Origin of the sequence: Rheinheimera sp. KL1 (assembly GCF_001275035.1) — a bacterium.
In the GTDB taxonomy this organism is placed as follows: Bacteria; Pseudomonadota; Gammaproteobacteria; order Enterobacterales; family Alteromonadaceae; genus Pararheinheimera; species Pararheinheimera tangshanensis.
Genome location: NZ_LAMX01000014.1, coordinates 42,088 through 58,804 on the forward strand (window position 1 = coordinate 42,088; position 16,717 = coordinate 58,804).

The 16,717-nt window shown below is 46.3% G+C and carries 14 protein-coding genes; 6 read left to right on the top strand and 8 right to left on the bottom strand.

Translation table 11 applies throughout. From position 1 onward, the window contains the following. The first annotated feature begins 27 nt into the window (after nt 1-27). Together glyQ and glyS are read left to right on the top strand one after the other, a co-directional pair. Complete coding sequence (gene glyQ / locus WH43_RS07245) at nt 28-960, top strand: glycine--tRNA ligase subunit alpha (RefSeq protein WP_053423970.1); 933 nt, start codon at nt 28-30, stop codon at nt 958-960. Then, on the top strand, nt 960-3,017 hold the full coding sequence (gene glyS, locus WH43_RS07250) for a glycine--tRNA ligase subunit beta (RefSeq protein WP_053423971.1): 2,058 nt from the start codon (nt 960-962) through the stop codon (nt 3,015-3,017). The genes glyQ and glyS overlap by 1 nt, the downstream gene beginning before the upstream one ends. Nucleotides 3,018-3,077: 60 nt before the next feature. On the opposite strand, the gene WH43_RS07255 is transcribed toward glyS, so the two are convergent. The 8 genes from WH43_RS07255 to fadB all read right to left on the bottom strand — a co-directional run bounded on the left by WH43_RS07255 (nt 3,078) and on the right by fadB (nt 11,080). Next, a complete protein-coding gene (locus WH43_RS07255; RefSeq protein WP_152342802.1) occupies nt 3,078-4,061 on the bottom strand; it encodes a hypothetical protein in 984 nt (327 codons plus the stop codon). A 37-nt stretch (nt 4,062-4,098) separates the two neighbouring features. Next, nucleotides 4,099-4,485 (bottom strand): hypothetical protein, encoded by a 387-nt coding sequence (locus WH43_RS07260; RefSeq protein WP_053423973.1) that lies wholly within the window; start codon nt 4,483-4,485, stop codon nt 4,099-4,101. A gap of 234 nt (nt 4,486-4,719) precedes the next feature. Continuing rightward, a complete protein-coding gene (locus WH43_RS07265; RefSeq protein ID WP_053423974.1) occupies nt 4,720-5,466 on the bottom strand; it encodes a LytR/AlgR family response regulator transcription factor in 747 nt (248 codons plus the stop codon). Between the two features lie 82 nt (nt 5,467-5,548). Continuing rightward, complete coding sequence (locus WH43_RS07270; RefSeq protein WP_053423975.1) at nt 5,549-6,499, bottom strand: sensor histidine kinase; 951 nt, start codon at nt 6,497-6,499, stop codon at nt 5,549-5,551. Beyond that, the gene (locus tag WH43_RS07275) at nt 6,496-7,224 is read right to left on the bottom strand and encodes a hypothetical protein (protein WP_053423976.1); all 729 of its coding nucleotides are present in this window, start codon (nt 7,222-7,224) and stop codon (nt 6,496-6,498) included. Before WH43_RS07275 ends, WH43_RS07270 begins: the two co-directional genes overlap by 4 nt. 154 nt (nt 7,225-7,378) lie before the next feature. After that, nucleotides 7,379-7,633 carry a sulfurtransferase TusA gene (gene tusA / locus WH43_RS07280; protein ID WP_053423977.1) on the bottom strand — a complete coding sequence of 85 codons (255 nt, stop codon included), beginning with the start codon at nt 7,631-7,633 and terminating at the stop codon, nt 7,379-7,381. A 111-nt stretch (nt 7,634-7,744) separates the two neighbouring features. Next, nucleotides 7,745-8,911 carry an acetyl-CoA C-acyltransferase FadA gene (gene fadA / locus WH43_RS07285; RefSeq protein ID WP_053423978.1) on the bottom strand — a complete coding sequence of 389 codons (1,167 nt, stop codon included), beginning with the start codon at nt 8,909-8,911 and terminating at the stop codon, nt 7,745-7,747. A gap of 15 nt (nt 8,912-8,926) precedes the next feature. Next, nucleotides 8,927-11,080, bottom strand: a complete 2,154-nt coding sequence (gene fadB / locus WH43_RS07290; protein WP_053423979.1) for a fatty acid oxidation complex subunit alpha FadB — start codon at nt 11,078-11,080, stop codon at nt 8,927-8,929. 171 nt (nt 11,081-11,251) lie between these two features. On the opposite strand from fadB, the gene WH43_RS07295 reads away from it, so the two are divergent. From WH43_RS07295 to WH43_RS07310, 4 genes are read left to right on the top strand one after another with little or no spacing between them, the layout of a single operon-like run. Next, nucleotides 11,252-13,174: a transglycosylase SLT domain-containing protein gene (locus WH43_RS07295; protein ID WP_053423980.1), complete on the top strand. Its 1,923-nt coding sequence runs from the start codon at nt 11,252-11,254 to the stop codon at nt 13,172-13,174. Nucleotides 13,175-13,229: 55 nt separating this feature from the next. Beyond that, complete coding sequence (gene pepQ, locus WH43_RS07300; RefSeq protein ID WP_053423981.1) at nt 13,230-14,552, top strand: Xaa-Pro dipeptidase; 1,323 nt, start codon at nt 13,230-13,232, stop codon at nt 14,550-14,552. A gap of 9 nt (nt 14,553-14,561) precedes the next feature. After that, nucleotides 14,562-15,200 carry an IMPACT family protein gene (locus WH43_RS07305; RefSeq protein WP_053423982.1) on the top strand — a complete coding sequence of 213 codons (639 nt, stop codon included), beginning with the start codon at nt 14,562-14,564 and terminating at the stop codon, nt 15,198-15,200. Then, on the top strand, nt 15,200-16,651 hold the full coding sequence (locus tag WH43_RS07310; protein WP_053423983.1) for a TrkH family potassium uptake protein: 1,452 nt from the start codon (nt 15,200-15,202) through the stop codon (nt 16,649-16,651). The genes WH43_RS07305 and WH43_RS07310 overlap by 1 nt, the downstream gene beginning before the upstream one ends. The last annotated feature ends 66 nt before the right edge of the window (nt 16,652-16,717 follow it).

Consider the following 16,717-nt stretch of genomic DNA (forward strand, 5'->3'; position numbering starts at 1 on the left):
GTCATTTTTACCAGCAAGGTCAGGCTAATGCAAAAGTACGATATGAAGACCTTCCAGGGGTTGATCCTGGCATTACAAGATTATTGGGCACGCCAGGGCTGCGTTATTGTTCAGCCGCTGGATATGGAAGTAGGGGCCGGTACTTTCCATCCTATGACATTCTTACGTTCTTTAGGCCCTGAGCCGACCAACGTGGCTTATGTGCAGCCTTGCCGCCGTCCTACCGATGGCCGTTACGGTGAAAACCCTAACCGTCTGCAGCACTACTATCAGTTTCAGGTGATCTTAAAGCCGTCACCAGCCAATATTCAGGAGCTGTATTTAGGTTCCTTACGTGAACTGGGTATTGATACGCTAGTGCACGATATTCGTTTTGTTGAAGACAACTGGGAATCGCCAACGCTAGGCGCCTGGGGTCTGGGTTGGGAAGTGTGGTTAAACGGCATGGAAGTGACTCAGTTCACTTATTTCCAGCAGGTAGGTGGCTTAGAGTGCCGTCCTGTCACAGGCGAAATTACCTATGGTTTAGAGCGTTTGGCGATGTACATCCAGGGCGTGGACAGCATTTATGACCTGGTCTGGGCGGACGGTCCTTTAGGCCGTGTCACTTATGGTGATGTATTCCACCAGAACGAAGTAGAGCAATCCACCTACAACTTTGAATATGCCGACGTACAAGCGCTATTTGCTTCTTTTGACCAGTGTGAAGCCGAAAGCCAAAAGCTGATTGAAGCAGGTTTAGCTCTACCGGCTTATGAAAAAGTAATGAAAGCCTCGCACGCTTTTAACTTACTGGATGCCCGTCACGCCATTTCTGTGACCGAACGTCAGCGTTATATTCTGCGGGTGCGCACCCTGGCCAAAGCCTGTGCTGAAGCCTATTTTGCTGCGCGGGAAAAGTTAGGCTTTCCCCTCTGTAGTGATAGCAAGCGCCGTAACCAGTCAACGCAGGAGGCATAATGTCTGTGCAAGATTTTTTCGTAGAAATTGGTACCGAAGAGTTACCACCAAAAGCATTAAAAACTCTGGCGACTGCCTTTGCTGACAATATCACTGAAGAGCTGGCCACGCAGAACTTAAGCCATGGCGAGGTCCACTGGTATGCGGCGCCACGTCGTTTAGCTGTTCGTGTCAATCAACTGGCGTTGCAACAGCAAGACAAAGTAGTGGAAAAACGTGGTCCGGCTTTGGCTGCGGCTTTTGATGCCGATGGCAAGCCAACTAAAGCGGCTGCAGCCTGGGCTGCTTCAAACGGTATTACCGCTGAGCAGGCCGAACGTTTAGAAACCGACAAAGGTGCCTGGCTGATCCATAAAGCGCTGATTAAAGGCGAAAGCACAGCTTCTTTATTACCAGCGGTGATCAGCACTGCTTTAGCTAAGTTGCCTATTGCCAAGCCAATGCGCTGGGGCAATTCAACCGCCGAATTTATCCGTCCTGTACATACTGTCACTTTGTTATTAGGTGACGAGGTAGTGCCTGCCACTATTTTGGGCAAAGAGTCGGGTCGTGTTAGCTATGGCCACCGTTTCCATGCACCTGCTTTGGTTGAAATCAAAAACGCTGATAGCTATTTAAGCACGCTGGAACAGTCTTATGTCATTGCAGACTTCGCCAAACGTAAAGCCATTATTGCTGAAAACGTGGCAGCTCAGGCCAAAGCCTTAAACGGCGTGGCGCTGATGGATGATGCGTTGCTGGAAGAAGTGGCCTCATTAGTGGAATGGCCAGTGGTGTTGGTAGGTTCTTTTGAGGAGCGTTTCCTGCAGGTGCCGGCTGAGCCGTTAATTTCCACCATGAAAGACAACCAGAAGTATTTCCCGCTGGTTGATAACAATGGCAAGTTACTGAATAAATTCATCTTTGTGGCTAATATTGATAGCAAAGACCCAAGCCAGATTATCTCTGGTAACGAAAAAGTGGTACGCCCACGTTTATCTGACGCTCAGTTCTTTTTTGTTACAGACGCAAAAACCAAACTGGTTGATCGTCTGCCTGCATTAAGCACTGTATTGTTCCAGCAAAAGCTGGGTACTTTATTAGAGAAATCAGAGCGAATCGCCAAAGTAGCCGCTTTTATTGCGGGCAAAATAGGCGCAGATGTCCAACACGCTGAACGTGCTGGTTTGTTATCCAAAACTGACTTAATGACCAATATGGTGGGTGAGTTCCCGGAAGTGCAGGGCGTGATGGGTATGCATTATGCCCGTCTGGACGGTGAGCCTGAAGCTGTGGCTATAGCGCTGAACGAGCAATACAAACCCCGTTTTGCCGGTGACAGCCTGCCAAGCCAGCTCGAAGCTTGTGCTGTGGCCATTGCCGATAAAATGGATTCGCTGGTGGGTATCTTTGGTATAGGTCAGGCGCCAAAAGGCGATAAAGACCCGTTCGCCTTACGCCGCGCTGCCATTGGTGCGCTGCGTATTATGGTGGAAAAACAGTTACCACTGGATTTAATCGAACTGATTGAATTCAGCAAAACTACTTTTGGCGACAAGTTAACTCAAGCCACTGTGTCAGATGAAGTGCTGGACTTTATGCTGGGCCGTTTCCGTGCCTGGTACGAAGGCGAAGGTTTTGGTGTGGACGTGATTCAGGCTGTATTAGCCCGCCGTCCAACCAATCCGGCCGACTTCGACCGCCGTGTCAAAGCTGTTGCTGAATTCCGCAAACTGGACGCTGCTTTAGCTTTAGCTGCTGCCAATAAGAGGGTTGCGAATATTCTGGCCAAAGTGACAGAAGCTATTCCACAGAGCATCAATAGCGCTCTGCTAAGCGAAGAGGCCGAACAAGCTCTGTATAAGGCTATAGTGGCTGAACAAGCCTATCAGGCAACGGCAAGCAGCTATGCCGAGGGTTTAAGCCATCTGGCCGCCATGCGCGATGTAGTAGACCAGTTCTTCGACAAAGTGATGGTCAACGCCGACGATGCCGCAGTACGCTTAAACCGTCAGGCCTTGTTACAGCAATTACGTGAGTTATTCCTGCGTGTAGCGGATATTTCTGTATTGCAGTGATTTTTTACTAAGAAGACAGATAAGGCCAGGGTTTACGCTGGCCTTATCTTTAAAATGGTACTAAACCAATAAATTTGGCTGTGCCTTTAATAGCTCAGACTTTAGTTCGTGATACGCCCTTATGAAGGCTCTTATTCCTTCGTCACTATTTTTGTTTCGCCAATAGTTTTTACTTGTGTTTAAGGCATGGCCAAGATTTTCTCGCCCTGATTCAAGGCTAGACCGCAAATGTGATGATTCACGAAAAGAACGCTTCACTCCAACACTTTTAGCATATTTTTCAATGTATTGAATCATTGCAAAACACTCAGTTATATGACTCTTTTCTGCATCGACAACAAACGAAATAAAATCAGAAATACTGCGATTCGCTGCTTTGCAGATTATTGCGACGGCTTCAAAGTGGTCGATACTGATGAACATTAACTTTTCTTGCTTGATAGAGCCAGAAGTACTGTCATTGTATTTCCTTGATTTATCTTCGCCTAAGTAAGCTGTGAGTTTGCTTAGATTTCGAATGTAGAAGTCTTGATGAGTAACGATGACAGAGTAACGATGGTCAATATCAGGAAGGTTGGCGTAATCCAATTTTTCCAAGTTTTTAATAGTTTCACCAACTTGCTGAACGCCTTTGAGCATATTTTCTTTTATACGATCTGCTATGTGTAATGGATTATCACTTGAAAGAACATTGGGTTGTGGCTCAGCGCACTTAGCATCTATCAGAAAGATGTTATTACCTTCGTGAAGTAGAAAGTCAACGCATTTTCCTGAGACGTTTTTTGAAGCATAGATTGCCTGAATTTCAGTTTCTCTCAGCATCGAAGGATTTAGATTCTTTAGTATGTCACTAACGTATTCTTCAAAAGCTACGGTAAATTTGTTCTTAAACCTTTCTGGATCCGAAGATTTTAAACGCCTCAGAACGAATTCACATACACCCTTTGACAGGACGTAAGAGTGCGGCGTAGATAGACCTTTAGGTAAAAATAAAAAAGGACGTTGTAGGCTTGCCGGCTCGCAAAAGTATTCGTATTTAAACAATTTTCTATCGCTCGGTTTCTCATATAGTCTCTTAAGCTCAGGTAGTGTTCCGCCAAGGTTCTAAAAAAAATTTAGATAATTGATCAATGCTATACCCAGGATAAAGCTCTTCAATGATACTTTCATAAGGTATTACACTTGTTTGCTTATTTATAAAAATATGGTGAGTCCAAATAGCAAGTGCGAAGTAATCGATAAGTTTAAGCCCAGTGATCGACTCAAAATCTTGTACTAGGGTTTCTGTCTTACCAGATCTAAATAGAATGTTATGTAGACGAAACATGAAAAGAAGATGTTCACTCTTAGGTCTTTGAAACTCTAGCTGTTGGATCATCATCGCTCTTAACGGCAACTCGTAAGATTCAGCTGATATATCGGAAGCGTAAGACTGAAGATTCCATATCTTGTTTAATATCTTGTCCATAGAAGCACGATCTATCTTAATGGCTCCTTATGTTGGCTGTAATTCCAGAGTCCAGTCTAATGCTAAACACAAAAGCCATGCCCGTCTCATGCCTTCATGTTCAATCGGCGTTTTATCGTGTAAAGAATTTAACAGTTCGTTTACTACTGAAGCAGTTGTGTACTTTGAAAGATCGGCTCTAATTCTTCTTGCCTTATTTTCGTAATTCATATGTTTACCATAGAAAATTTTTAATCACTGATTTAACCACTTCCTAAACAGCGCCGTTCTGGTTTTGCTGCTGATAGCAGGCTCTTTATCACAGCTAAGCACTACAGCAACTGACTCTTTGTTGTATGGCTCTACCTGCAAGATGCTACTGATATGCAGGATATCGCTGCGGTTTAGCCGGAAAAATTCGGCTGGGTCGAGCTGGTTTTCTATATCGCCTAAATTGGCTTCCGTCAGTATATGCACGCTATTGTGTTTATCTGTAGCCAGTAATACACCATTGGCGGCGCGGATCAGCAGAATATCAGCGACTGGTAAAATAGCTAAGCTTTGACCTTTGCGTAATAAAAACCGCTTTTTGTAAACCGGAGCTGCAATAGTCGCAAGAGCAGGCTGCTGCAACTTATGTTTAAGTTGGGCAAAGTTCAGCATAGCTTCGGCGAATCTGGGGTAGGAGAAGGGTTTGAGTAAATAATCCACTGCCTGGTACTGAAACACCTGCATCCAGTATTGATCGTAAGCCGTGGTAAATAGCACTGGGCAAGGCAAATCCAGCTGCTCTAACGCAGTAAATACTTGACCATCGATCAGCTCCACATCAGAGAGAATTAAATCCAGCTGTGAAGCTTTTGGATCTGCTCCGAAAAACTCCAGTACCTGGGCTACAGAGCTAAGCTGAGCGACCACTTCGGCGTCGGGCTGATACCGCTTCAGATAACCCATTAGTTTTTCTGCCGCTAATTGCTCGTCTTCAATAATCAGTACTTTCATGGCGAATCCTTGCTTGTGCTGCTAATTCAAGCGCCATGCTGCAGCGGCACTTTCACTATAAATTCGTCGTTTTGAATGATTTCTATCGGCTTACCCAGCAAGGCCAAACAACGTCTGATAAGTTAGTTAAACCAGTGCCTGTACCTGCCTGAGCAAAGGCCTTGGGCCGTAGTGGGTGACGTACTATTAACTGACTTTGTTGCAGTTCCAGTTGAATAACCAAAGGTTGTTCAGCTGATGCGCTGTTATGTTTTACCGCGTTTTCCAGCAGTAACTGCAAGCTGCAGGGCACTAATTGATAATTGCTTTGTTGTTCTTGCTCTACAGAGATCTGTAGCTGAAAACTGGCTGGAAAACGTTGTGCCAATAGCGTCATATACTGTTGTGCAAAAGTCAGTTCGTCAGCCAAAGACACCAGATTTTTACTGCCTTGTTGCAACTGGTAGCGGTAAATATCGGCAAACTGGTCAAGAAACTGCTCGGCCTGATCCGGGTTTTTATGAATAAGTACCGATAACACATTCAAATTATTAAATAAAAAGTGTGGGTCCAGCTGTTGTTGTAGTAATTGCAGCTTGGACTGCTGGTTATGCTGCTGTGCTTGCATCAGCTCCAGTTGCTGTTGTTGCTGGCGCTTTAAGGCCTGCCATAACAAATCTGCACCCGCTATTAAGCTATGCACCAGCAGATACATCAGGCCAACCCGCAGATATTGCTGCAGCAAAAAGGGCTGACTAGTGGCGGTATCTATCAAAAGCTGAATACCGGTCATCAGGCCAACAAAAATCAGTAAACTCAGGCCAAAGCTTTGAATGTAACGCTGCAGCAGTGAAGCCGCAGCACGTTTAGCCCAAAGCACAGTATCTAACTTACGGCTTAACCAGAGTGATAAAGCGGCCTGCAAGGTAAGCCACAGCGGGGCATCGGCATGGAACTGCAGCGGTTGCCCAGGCATGGTTTGCAGCAGCGCCAGGTACAACATCAAGCCATAGGAAAAGGCCAATAACAGTACAAAGGTTTTTAGCTGTTTCATTGGCTCACCTGCACTGCTTCTGGTAAACGCAGCAGCTCGCTGCCATCTTCAGCATAAAACACCAGTTGAGGTTTACCATCTGTACCCACGGCCATTTCAATTCGTTTATTTCCTTGTGGATCATTCAGTTGCAGCATCGCCTTTTTGTTTAATGTGCCATAAAAAGCTCGTCTGTTACCATGAATATCTGGGTGGAGTTGTTCCAATTCTTTGATTTTGGCTGCAGCCTCCGCATCACCTTTTTCTGCGGCGAACATAAGCTGCATATAATCGTCTACAGGGTATTGAGGTCTGTCTATTACGTTCAGGCCTGTGATCAGCATACCGTCCTGTTCCACGTGTTGCAGTGCCAGGCTTTGATCCTGATTGTAACGATCAAAAGATAAATGCAGGCCATGTTCGACTTTGCCGTCTTTTTCAAAACCACGGAATACAAAACCACCGTTTTCTGAGCCTTCGTCATTGTAAAAAATCATGCCTGGGCGTGGACCCGGATCAAAAAACTCTTTGCCATCTTTAATGGCTTTAGGCGAATGGCCTGTATTGGCTATCACCAAACGTGGGTGACCACTGGGCTCCATCACATTAATACGCTGCACATTCAGTTCGCGTACTGTGGAGCTATCGCTGGGCAGCCATTGGGTTTTAATGGTTAAAGCCGTCAGCGCTGTGATGAGCAGCAGGTTTAAGTTGGTCTGGTTAAAAATTTTGTGAGTCTGTTGCATCGTGTTTCACCTTGTTTATCAGTGGTTAAATGTTTTGATGCAGGCAGTGTGGCGTAGCGGCATTGGCCCTTACAGTGCGAACCGATAAAGGGCAGAAAGTGGTCAATAAAGGGCGGAAAAAGGTCGTTAAAAGTGTTTGCGGTGCTTTGAATGTTTAGCCGGATTTTTTCACTAAATAGCGGAAAGGCTCGCTACTGGTATCGCTTGCCACCAGTTCATGCTCCATAAAACGGCAAAAAGCTGGAATATCACGGGTTGTGGCTGGGTCATCTGCGGTAATGAGTAGCGTCTGGCCAGCCGTCATTTTGCGAATCGCCAAGCGGGTTAGCATCACAGGCTCAGGGCAACGTAAACCTAAAGTATCCAGCTGTTGATCGGCTGCTGCGAATAACTGTTCAGGGTTCGACATAGTTCAGGTTCCACGTGAGAAATGGCGCATATGCTAACTTAGGCTGAATATAATAAAAAGGGCTGGCCGAAGCCAACCCTCTTATTCAATAGCGAACATCTAAAAACGATATTACTCTACACGCTCAAACACTGTCGCTATACCCTGGCCTAAACCGATACACATAGTGGCTAAGCCGTATTTGCCGCCTTTGTCTTCCAGTACGTTAATCAGCGTTGTGCTGATGCGTGAACCTGAGCAGCCCAATGGGTGACCGAGGGCTATAGCGCCACCGTTTAAGTTGACTTTGGTGTCCATTACTTCCAGTAAACCTAAGTCTTTCATCACAGGCAGAGCCTGAGCAGCGAAAGCTTCGTTTAACTCGGCGTAGTCGATATCAGCAATAGTGATACCAGCAGCTTTTAAGGCTTTTTTACTGGCAGGAACCGGGCCGTAACCCATAATAGACGGGTCGCAACCAGCCACGCCCATGCCAATGACTTTGGCGCGGATTTTTAAGCCTAAAGCTTTGGCTTTTTCTTCGCTCATTACCAGCATGCCAGAAGCACCGTCTGATAAAGCTGAAGAAGTACCAGCAGTCACAGTACCATTGGCCGGATCAAACACCGGACGTAAAGCGGCTAAAGCCTCTACTGTGGTTTCCGGACGTATCACTTCGTCAGTATCAAATACTTTGAGTACGCCATCAGCGTCATGGCCTTGCACCGGGATAATTTCGTTTTTGAAACGACCCTGTAGCGTGGCTTCATAGGCTAAACGGTGCGAGCGGGCGCCAAACTCATCTTGTTGCTGACGGCTGATGCCATGCAGTTTACCTAAGAGTTCAGCTGTTAAGCCCATCATGCCTGAGGCTTTGGCGATGTTTTTGCCTAAACCAGGGTGGAAATCCACACCGTGCGTCATAGGCACATGGCCCATATGCTCCACGCCGCCAATTAAATACACATCGCCCATACCAGTTTGAATGGCACGTACTGCGTCGTGCAAGGCTTGCATAGATGAACCACAAAGGCGGTTGACCGTCACAGCCGGTACTGAATGCGGAATACCTGCTAATAAAGCGGCATTACGGGCGACATTAAAACCTTGTTCCAGAGTTTGTTGCACGCAACCCCAGATCACGTCGTCAATTTCGGCTGGATCTAAAGCCGGATTACGTTCAACCAAAGCGGCCATTACATAAGCGGATAACTCTTCGGCACGCACGTTGCGGAAGATACCTGCTTTAGAGCGACCCATAGGGGTACGGATACAATCAACGATCACTGCTTGTTTCATTTGTTTCTCTCCGCCTTAAACCGGGTAGAACACGGCACCAGAAGCTGCCATGGCGCGGGTTTTGTCTGTTACCTGATAGATTTCACCTAAATGGGCGTATTTGTCGGCTAAAGCCACAAAGTTCGCCAGACCAATGGTGTCGGCATAACGCAGCGGACCACCACGGAATGGAGGGAAACCTAAACCGTAAATTAAGCCCATGTCTGCTTCGGCAGCTGTAGCGACAATGCCTTCTTCTAAGCAGCGGATCACTTCGTTAATCATTGGCACCATACAACGGGCAATAATGTCGTCCGCGCTGAATTCCACAGCAGTGCTACCAGCTTTAGCCAGCAATTCATAAGCAACGGCATCAGAGTCTTTTTTCGGCTTGCCCTTCGCGTCTTTGCTGTAGGCATAAAAACCCACACCGTTTTTCTGACCATAACGCTGCGCCTGATACATCAGAGCAACAGGGTCATTTTCTACTTTACCCATACGGCTTGGGAAACCAGCAGCCATCACGTCTGTGCAGTGGAAAGCGGTATCTAAACCTACTACGTCCAGCAAATAGGCCGGACCCATAGGCCAGCCGAAGGTTTTTTCCATCACTTTGTCTACTTTGGCAAAGTCAGCACCGTCTAATACCAGTTTGCTAAACCCTGCAAAGTACGGGAACAACACGCGGTTTACATAAAAACCAGGGCAGTCGTTGACCACAATAGGGGATTTACCCATACGTGCGGCGTAAGCCACTACTGCAGCTACTGTTTCTTCGCTGGTGTCTTTACCACGAATGACTTCAACCAATGGCATTTGGTGCACAGGGTTAAAGAAGTGCATGCCACAGAAGCGGCTTGGGTCTTTTAAGTTGGACGCTAAAGAATCAATAGAGATGGTTGAAGTATTGGAAGTAATAATGGCGTCGGCCGCTACCAGCTCTTCCACTTCTTTTAATACAGCGCCTTTGATTTTTGGGTTTTCAACAACAGCTTCAACCACTATATCAACGCTTTTTACCGGTTCCATGCTCAGAGTAGGCTGGATGCTGGCAATCACTTTTGCCATGCCAACAGCATCTAACTTTTTGCGTTCAACCTGTTTGTTCAGTAGTTTAGTGGCTTCGCCCATACCCAGCTCTAAAGCTTTGTCGGCTATGTCTTTCATGACCACTGGCACACCTTTGAGTGCAGACTGGTAAGCGATACCGCCACCCATAATGCCTGCGCCCAAAACGGCTGCTTTTTTAATCTCTTTGGTCGCTGTTTTGGCGGCTTTTTTCGCTTTGCCTTTAATCAACTGGTCATTGAGGAATAACCCAATTTGGGCAGCAGCTGCTGTAGTTTTTGCCAGTTTGGCAAAAGCAGCGTTTTCTAAAGCTACAGCACCAGCACGGTCTAAACGGGCTGCGGCTTCAATAGTTTCTACTGCCACCATAGGAGCTGGGTAATGTTTACCTGCATTGGCAAATACCATACCTTTGGCGGTGTTGAAGCTCATCATGGCTTCAATTTTATTCAGCTTCAGTGGCTGTAATTTGGCGGCGCGTTTTTTCTGCCAGTTCAGTTTGCCTGCTATGGCATCCTTGAGCATGGAAAGCGCAGCATCTTTTAATTTTTCCGGTGCAACTACGGCGTCAATAGCGCCTTCTTTTAACGCAGCGTCAGCGCCACGTTCTTTGCCTGTAGTGATCCATTCCATACCACCGTCAGCACCAATAATGCGAGGTAAACGCACTGAACCGCCGAAACCTGGCATTAAGCCCAGTTTCACTTCAGGTAAACCTACTTTGGCTGTGGTATCGGCCACACGGTAGTCTGCTGTTAAGGTCCATTCGAAACCGCCACCTAAGGCAAAACCGCGAATAGCAGCAATGGTTGGAACTGGTAAATCTTCCGCCAGGTCAAAGACGTCAGAGGCAGATTTGATCCAGGGGATAAGTTCAGCTTCAGGCTGCTGGAATGTACCTAAAAACTCAGTAATATCGGCGCCTACGATAAAAGCGTCTTTTCCTGAGGTGTAAATCACGCCTTTGAGGCTTTTATCTGCATGCAGCAGATTCAAAGCGGCGCGACAATCTGCTAAGGTTTGTTGGTCAAATTTATTAACTGAACCGGCAGCATTAAAGGTAAACTCGGCAATACCATCTGCCAGATAGGCGACGGTGATGCTGTTACTCTGGTAGATCATGAATGTTCTCCTTCGTCCGATAGGGTGGACTGTTGCTTTTATTTGCAACTGGTAAGATGAGTCTATTGCAGACTCAGTGTGTCGCGGTTCAGTAAAAATTTCAACCGTTATTTAAACACTTGTTTGAATTTGCGATAGATGTCTCTGTAACTATAGGTGGTAAATATTTGTATGTGGCGTTTCTCCTCTATTTTCCGTCCATCGCTTTGGTTGCTGACAACCGCCGCCTTATCCGTTGTGTTCCCGGCTCATGCCATCAATGAGGGCATGCGTAAGCGTTTTGAGCTGGCTGAAAAAAATATTCATAAACTGACCGATGCTCAGGCGAAAAAAGTATTAAAAGAGATGGCGGCTTATCCATTGCAGCCTTATCTGGAGCTGGAGTGGCTCAGTAAATCGCTGGATGACACCAATGCGGTCGTGCGTTTTATGCAGGAGCATCAGGGCACGCCATTGGAGCGTACTTTACGCAAACGCTGGTTGATTTATCTGGCTGATCGCAAACAAGCTCAGCTCTTTTTGAAAAACTATCAATATGGCTCGGATGTGAGCTTGGATTGTAAGGCACTGGAAATGCGGCTGGTGCTGGAAAAGCCTGCTGCTGTATGGCCTGCTGTGCGTGACTTATGGGCTGTTGGTAAAACCCGTCCTGATGAATGTGACCCTCTGTTTGATCGTTGGCGTAAAGCCGGTCAGCGCACGCCTGAAGCCGTTTGGCAAAGATTATTAGCGGCAGTAAAAGCTGATAATCAGCGTATGTTGCCTTATTTGCGTAGCTTGTTACCGAAGAATCAACAGTATCTGGCCGAAAAGTGGGTTCAGGTAATGGATAATCCTGCACTGGTGTATCGCAAAAATTTTCTTTCATTACGCAGCCCGCTGGAGCGTGATTTAGCCGCTTATGGCATACAAAAGCTGGTCTGGAAAAAGCCAGATCAAGCCATTGAAGTCTGGAACAGATTTGCCCACGACCCGGCCTTCAGTAATGAAAACCGGGCTGTGACTGCTCGTCAAATCGCTATAGCTTTAGCCAGTAAAAACGACCCTCGTGCTGATAAATTTATTGCCATAGTGCCGAATCAATATAAAGACACCTTGTTTGTGCAATGGCAATTAGCCAGTCTGCTGCGGAAAAAAGACTGGTATGGCGTGATTGAAGCAGTAAAAGCATTACCTGAAAAATTGGCAAAAGAAGACGCCAGTCAGTACTGGCTAGCCCGTGCTTATCAGCAGGTAAACTTAAAAGAATCTTCAGTGCATATTTATCAGCAGTTGGCCAAGCTGCGCAGTTATTACGGTTATCTGGCAGCAGCTCATTTAGGTCAGCCACCCAGCCTGGCGCATAAACCAGTGCCAGTATCGGCTACTGATTTTTTAGCTTTTAAAAGTAGTGCACCAGTGCGCAGGATGAAAGAATGGCAAGCCATCAAAAGACCTAACGCGGCTAAACGTGAACTGACACATTTGCAGCAATATGGGACTGATTTACAAAAATACAGTGCCGCTAAGTTGGCGTATGAGTGGGGTTGGTACGACAACGCTATAGTGGCACTGGCCAAAGCTGGTTATTGGGATGATGTCGACTTACGTTTCCCTATGGCCTTTAACAAAGAAATTCAGACTTATTCTAAAAAAGCTAAGGTCGATCCAGCCTGGGCTATGGCGATAGCACGGCGTGAAAGTACTTTTATTCCAACGGCCAAGTCTCCTGTTGGCGCTCATGGCCTGATGCAAATTATGCCGGCAACAGCTAAACATATTACCGGCCGTCGTGTACCGGTTGAGCAGTTGTATAATCCGGTCACCAATATTAACTACGGTACTTACTATCTGAATTATCTGATGAAAAATACCGGCAATAATGTGGTGTTCGCCACGGCGTCTTACAATGCTGGTTTTAGTAGGGTGAAGTCCTGGATCCCGAAAGATGGTTCAGTGCCGCTGGATATCTGGGTAGAAACTATTCCTTTTAAAGAAACCCGTGACTATGTCAAAAACGTCATGATGTACTACCAGATCTACAGTTTAAAAATGCAGCAGAATCAGCATGTTTTCGAGCCTCTGGCAGACATGCGGGTGGGGATAGAGGGCTAAGGTTCTCATGGTACTATTGGTTTGAATTTATAACTGTTTATTGGGGTCCGAATTTATGCGTCCAGCTTATCAAGAACTTTACGCCGCTCATTTGTTTACTCTGCAGCAACGTACTAAAGCCGTGTTGGCCCGTGAGAATCTGGATGCTTTAGTGATCCACTCAGGTCAGGCCAAGCGTCAGTTTCTCGATGACATGGATTACCCTTTTAAAGTCAATCCGCTGTTTAAAGCCTGGATCCCCGTGGTAGACAACCCGAATTGCTGGCTGATTGTCGATGGTGTGAATAAACCTAAACTAGCTTTTTATCTGCCGAAAGACTTTTGGCATAAAGTACCTGATGCTCCTGATTCATTCTGGTCTGGTTTTTTTGATATTCAGATTCTGGAAAAAGCCAATCAGGTTGAACGTATTTTGCCTTATGACAAAGGCCGCATGGCCTATCTGGGTGAGCATATTGAAGTCGCAACTGCTTTAGGTTTTAGCGAAATTAACCCTGAGGGCGTGATCAGTTATCTGCATTACCATCGCGCCTATAAAACTGACTATGAGCTTGCTTGTATGCGTCAGGCGAATAGTCTTGCAGTCGCAGGGCACAATGCTGCCAAAGCCACTTTTATGGCGGGTGGTTCAGAGTTTGATATTCAGCTGGCGTATCTGGCTGCAGTGGGTCAGGGCGAAAACGAAGTACCTTATGGCAATATCATCGCACTGAATCAAAATGCGGCTATTTTGCATTACACTGCGTTAGAGCGTAAAAAGCCAGACCAATTCCACTCGTTTTTAATAGATGCTGGTGCCAGTTTCCATGGTTATGCTGCTGATATTACCCGCACTTATAGCTTTTTAGATGACGAATTCGCAGTTCTGATCAATGCGATGACGGATATTGAGCTGAAGTTAGTGGATGGCTTAAAACCTGGTATCAAATACCCGGATTTACATATCGAAGCTCATCAGCATATAGCGAAAATTCTCGCTGACTTTAATTTTGTGCACATGTCGGCTGAAGGCATAGTTGAAAACGGTATCAGCCGTACTTTCTTCCCGCATGGTTTAGGCCATCACTTAGGGTTGCAGGTGCATGATGTTGGTGGTTTTATGGCGGATGAACGCGGCACCCATGTCGCAGCGCCAACCGATCATCCATTCCTGCGCACAACGCGTCTGGTTGAAGCCAATATGGTCTTTACCATAGAACCTGGTTTGTATTTTATTGACTCCTTATTGGCGGATTTAAAAGCGACTGCCTATGGTAAAGCTGTAAACTGGGATAAAGTCGCTGAATTCCGTAAATACGGTGGTATTCGTATTGAAGATAACGTCATAGTGCACAAAGACCGCAATGAAAATATGACCCGAGAGCTGAAACTGGCTTAAGGTATTTTGATGTCCGGTTGTTGGGTATTGGCTAAAACGGCTTTGTTTGAACAAGAAATCAAACGCAGCCGTTTTTTATGTACTTTATGGCCTATACAGAGTCTGGCTGAAGGCCAGCAGATTATTCGCCAGCAAAAACAACAACATCCACAAGCAGCTCATGTCTGCAGTGCTATGCTGTTGCCAGCCAGAGCAACGGGGCAGCCACAAGCCTTCAGTGATGATGGGGAGCCTTCAGGTACCGCTGGCAAACCTATGTTGGCGGTGTTGCAAGGTTCTGGCATGGTAGGGCTTTGTGCTACTGTGGTGCGCTATTATGGTGGCATTCAGCTAGGTACTGGCGGATTGGTTCGCGCTTATAGTGATGCGGTGCGGCAAGCGCTAACGCTGGCAGAGCGCGAATTTATACCCATACGGCAGCGGGCCAGTTTGTCTGTGCCTTATGCAGTTTTTGAAGCCATACAACGTCAATGGCAACATCGCTGGCTGATAGACCAGCAAGAGTTTGAGCAGCAAGTGCGGTTAATTGTACGTATAGCTCAAAGCGACCAACAGGAATTTGAACAGCAGTTTATGCAGACCATACTCAGACTAAAAGAACCTCAAGCCACCTTGATTTGGCATAACCCGTCAGAGCAGGACTCCTGATGCAATACCGTTCCATTATACGGATTTTAGGTCTGCTGATCGCAATCTTCAGTATCACCATGGTTCCTCCGGCTTTTATTGCCTATTGGTATCAGGACGGTGCTGGTGTGCCTTTTATCTTGTCCTTTTTCCTGTCCTTATTGATTGGGTTTGTTGTCTGGTACCCGAATCGTTATGAAAAGTCTGAACTCAAAGTGCGGGAAGGCTTTTTAATTGTCGTATTGTTCTGGACTGTATTAGGTGCCGTAGGGGCTTTACCATTCTGGCTGGCGGAACAACCTGACATGAATCTGGCCGCCAGTATGTTTGAGTCTTTTTCTGGCTTAACCACCACTGGGGCTACAGTACTGACCGGGTTAGAAAGTTTACCCAAAGCTATTTTGTATTATCGCCAGCAGATGCAATGGTTTGGTGGCATGGGGATCATAGTTCTGGCTGTTGCCATATTGCCGATGTTAGGGGTAGGGGGCATGCAGTTGTACAGGGCTGAAACCCCAGGTCCAGTCAAAGACAACAAAATGACCCCCCGTATTGCAGATACCGCTAAGCATCTGTGGTTTATTTATCTCGGTATCACAGTTGCTTGTGCTTTTGCTTTTTATGTTGCAGGTATGAGTGCGTTTGACGCCATTTGCCATGCATTTTCCACTGTGGCCATTGGTGGTTTTTCAACCTATGACGCAAGCATTGGTTATTTTAACAGCGTCAGTATCAATATGATTTGTGCAGTGTTTTTGCTGATCAGCTCAGTCAATTTCCCGCTGCATTTTGCAGCTATACGCGGTAAAAATATTAAAACTTACTGGCGTGATCCTGAGCTAAAAGCTTTTATCACTATTCAACTGGCATTGATGCTGATTTGTTTTCTGGTGCTGGTCGAAGAACAAATTTATCCGGATTGGTTCAGTGCGCTCAATCATGGCTTGTTTCAGGCTGTGTCTATGTCGACGACTGCAGGTTTTTCTACTGCAAGTTTTTCCAGCTGGCCGCTGTTTTTGCCAATACTGTTAATCTTCGCCAGTTTTATTGGCGGTTGTGCTGGTTCTACTGCCGGTGGTTTAAAGGTAGTCCGGGTATTGCTGCTATTTTTGCAAGGTAAAAGAGAGCTGAACCGTTTAGTGCATCCTCGTGCTGTGTACTCGATCAAATTGGGCCGACGGCCTGTGCCGGACCGGATAGTTGAAGCGGTTTGGGGCTTTTTTGCTGCTTATGCTTTTGTATTTGTGGTGATTATGTTGTCACTGCTGTTAGTAGGTATGGACAATATCAGCGCCTTTACCGCCACAGCGGCCTGTTTAAATAACTTAGGTCCGGGTTTAGGGGAGGTTGCTGCCAACTTTGCGTCAGTGCCTGATGCTGGCAAGTGGATTTTGGTGGTGGCCATGATCTTTGGGCGTTTAGAGATTTTTACTTTGTTAGTACTGTTTACTGCAGCCTTTTGGAAGGACTAATTCTACCGTTGTCCTTGCGGCTATAGCGGCGTTGACTGCACTCAATAGCTCCAGTCGCATAGACAA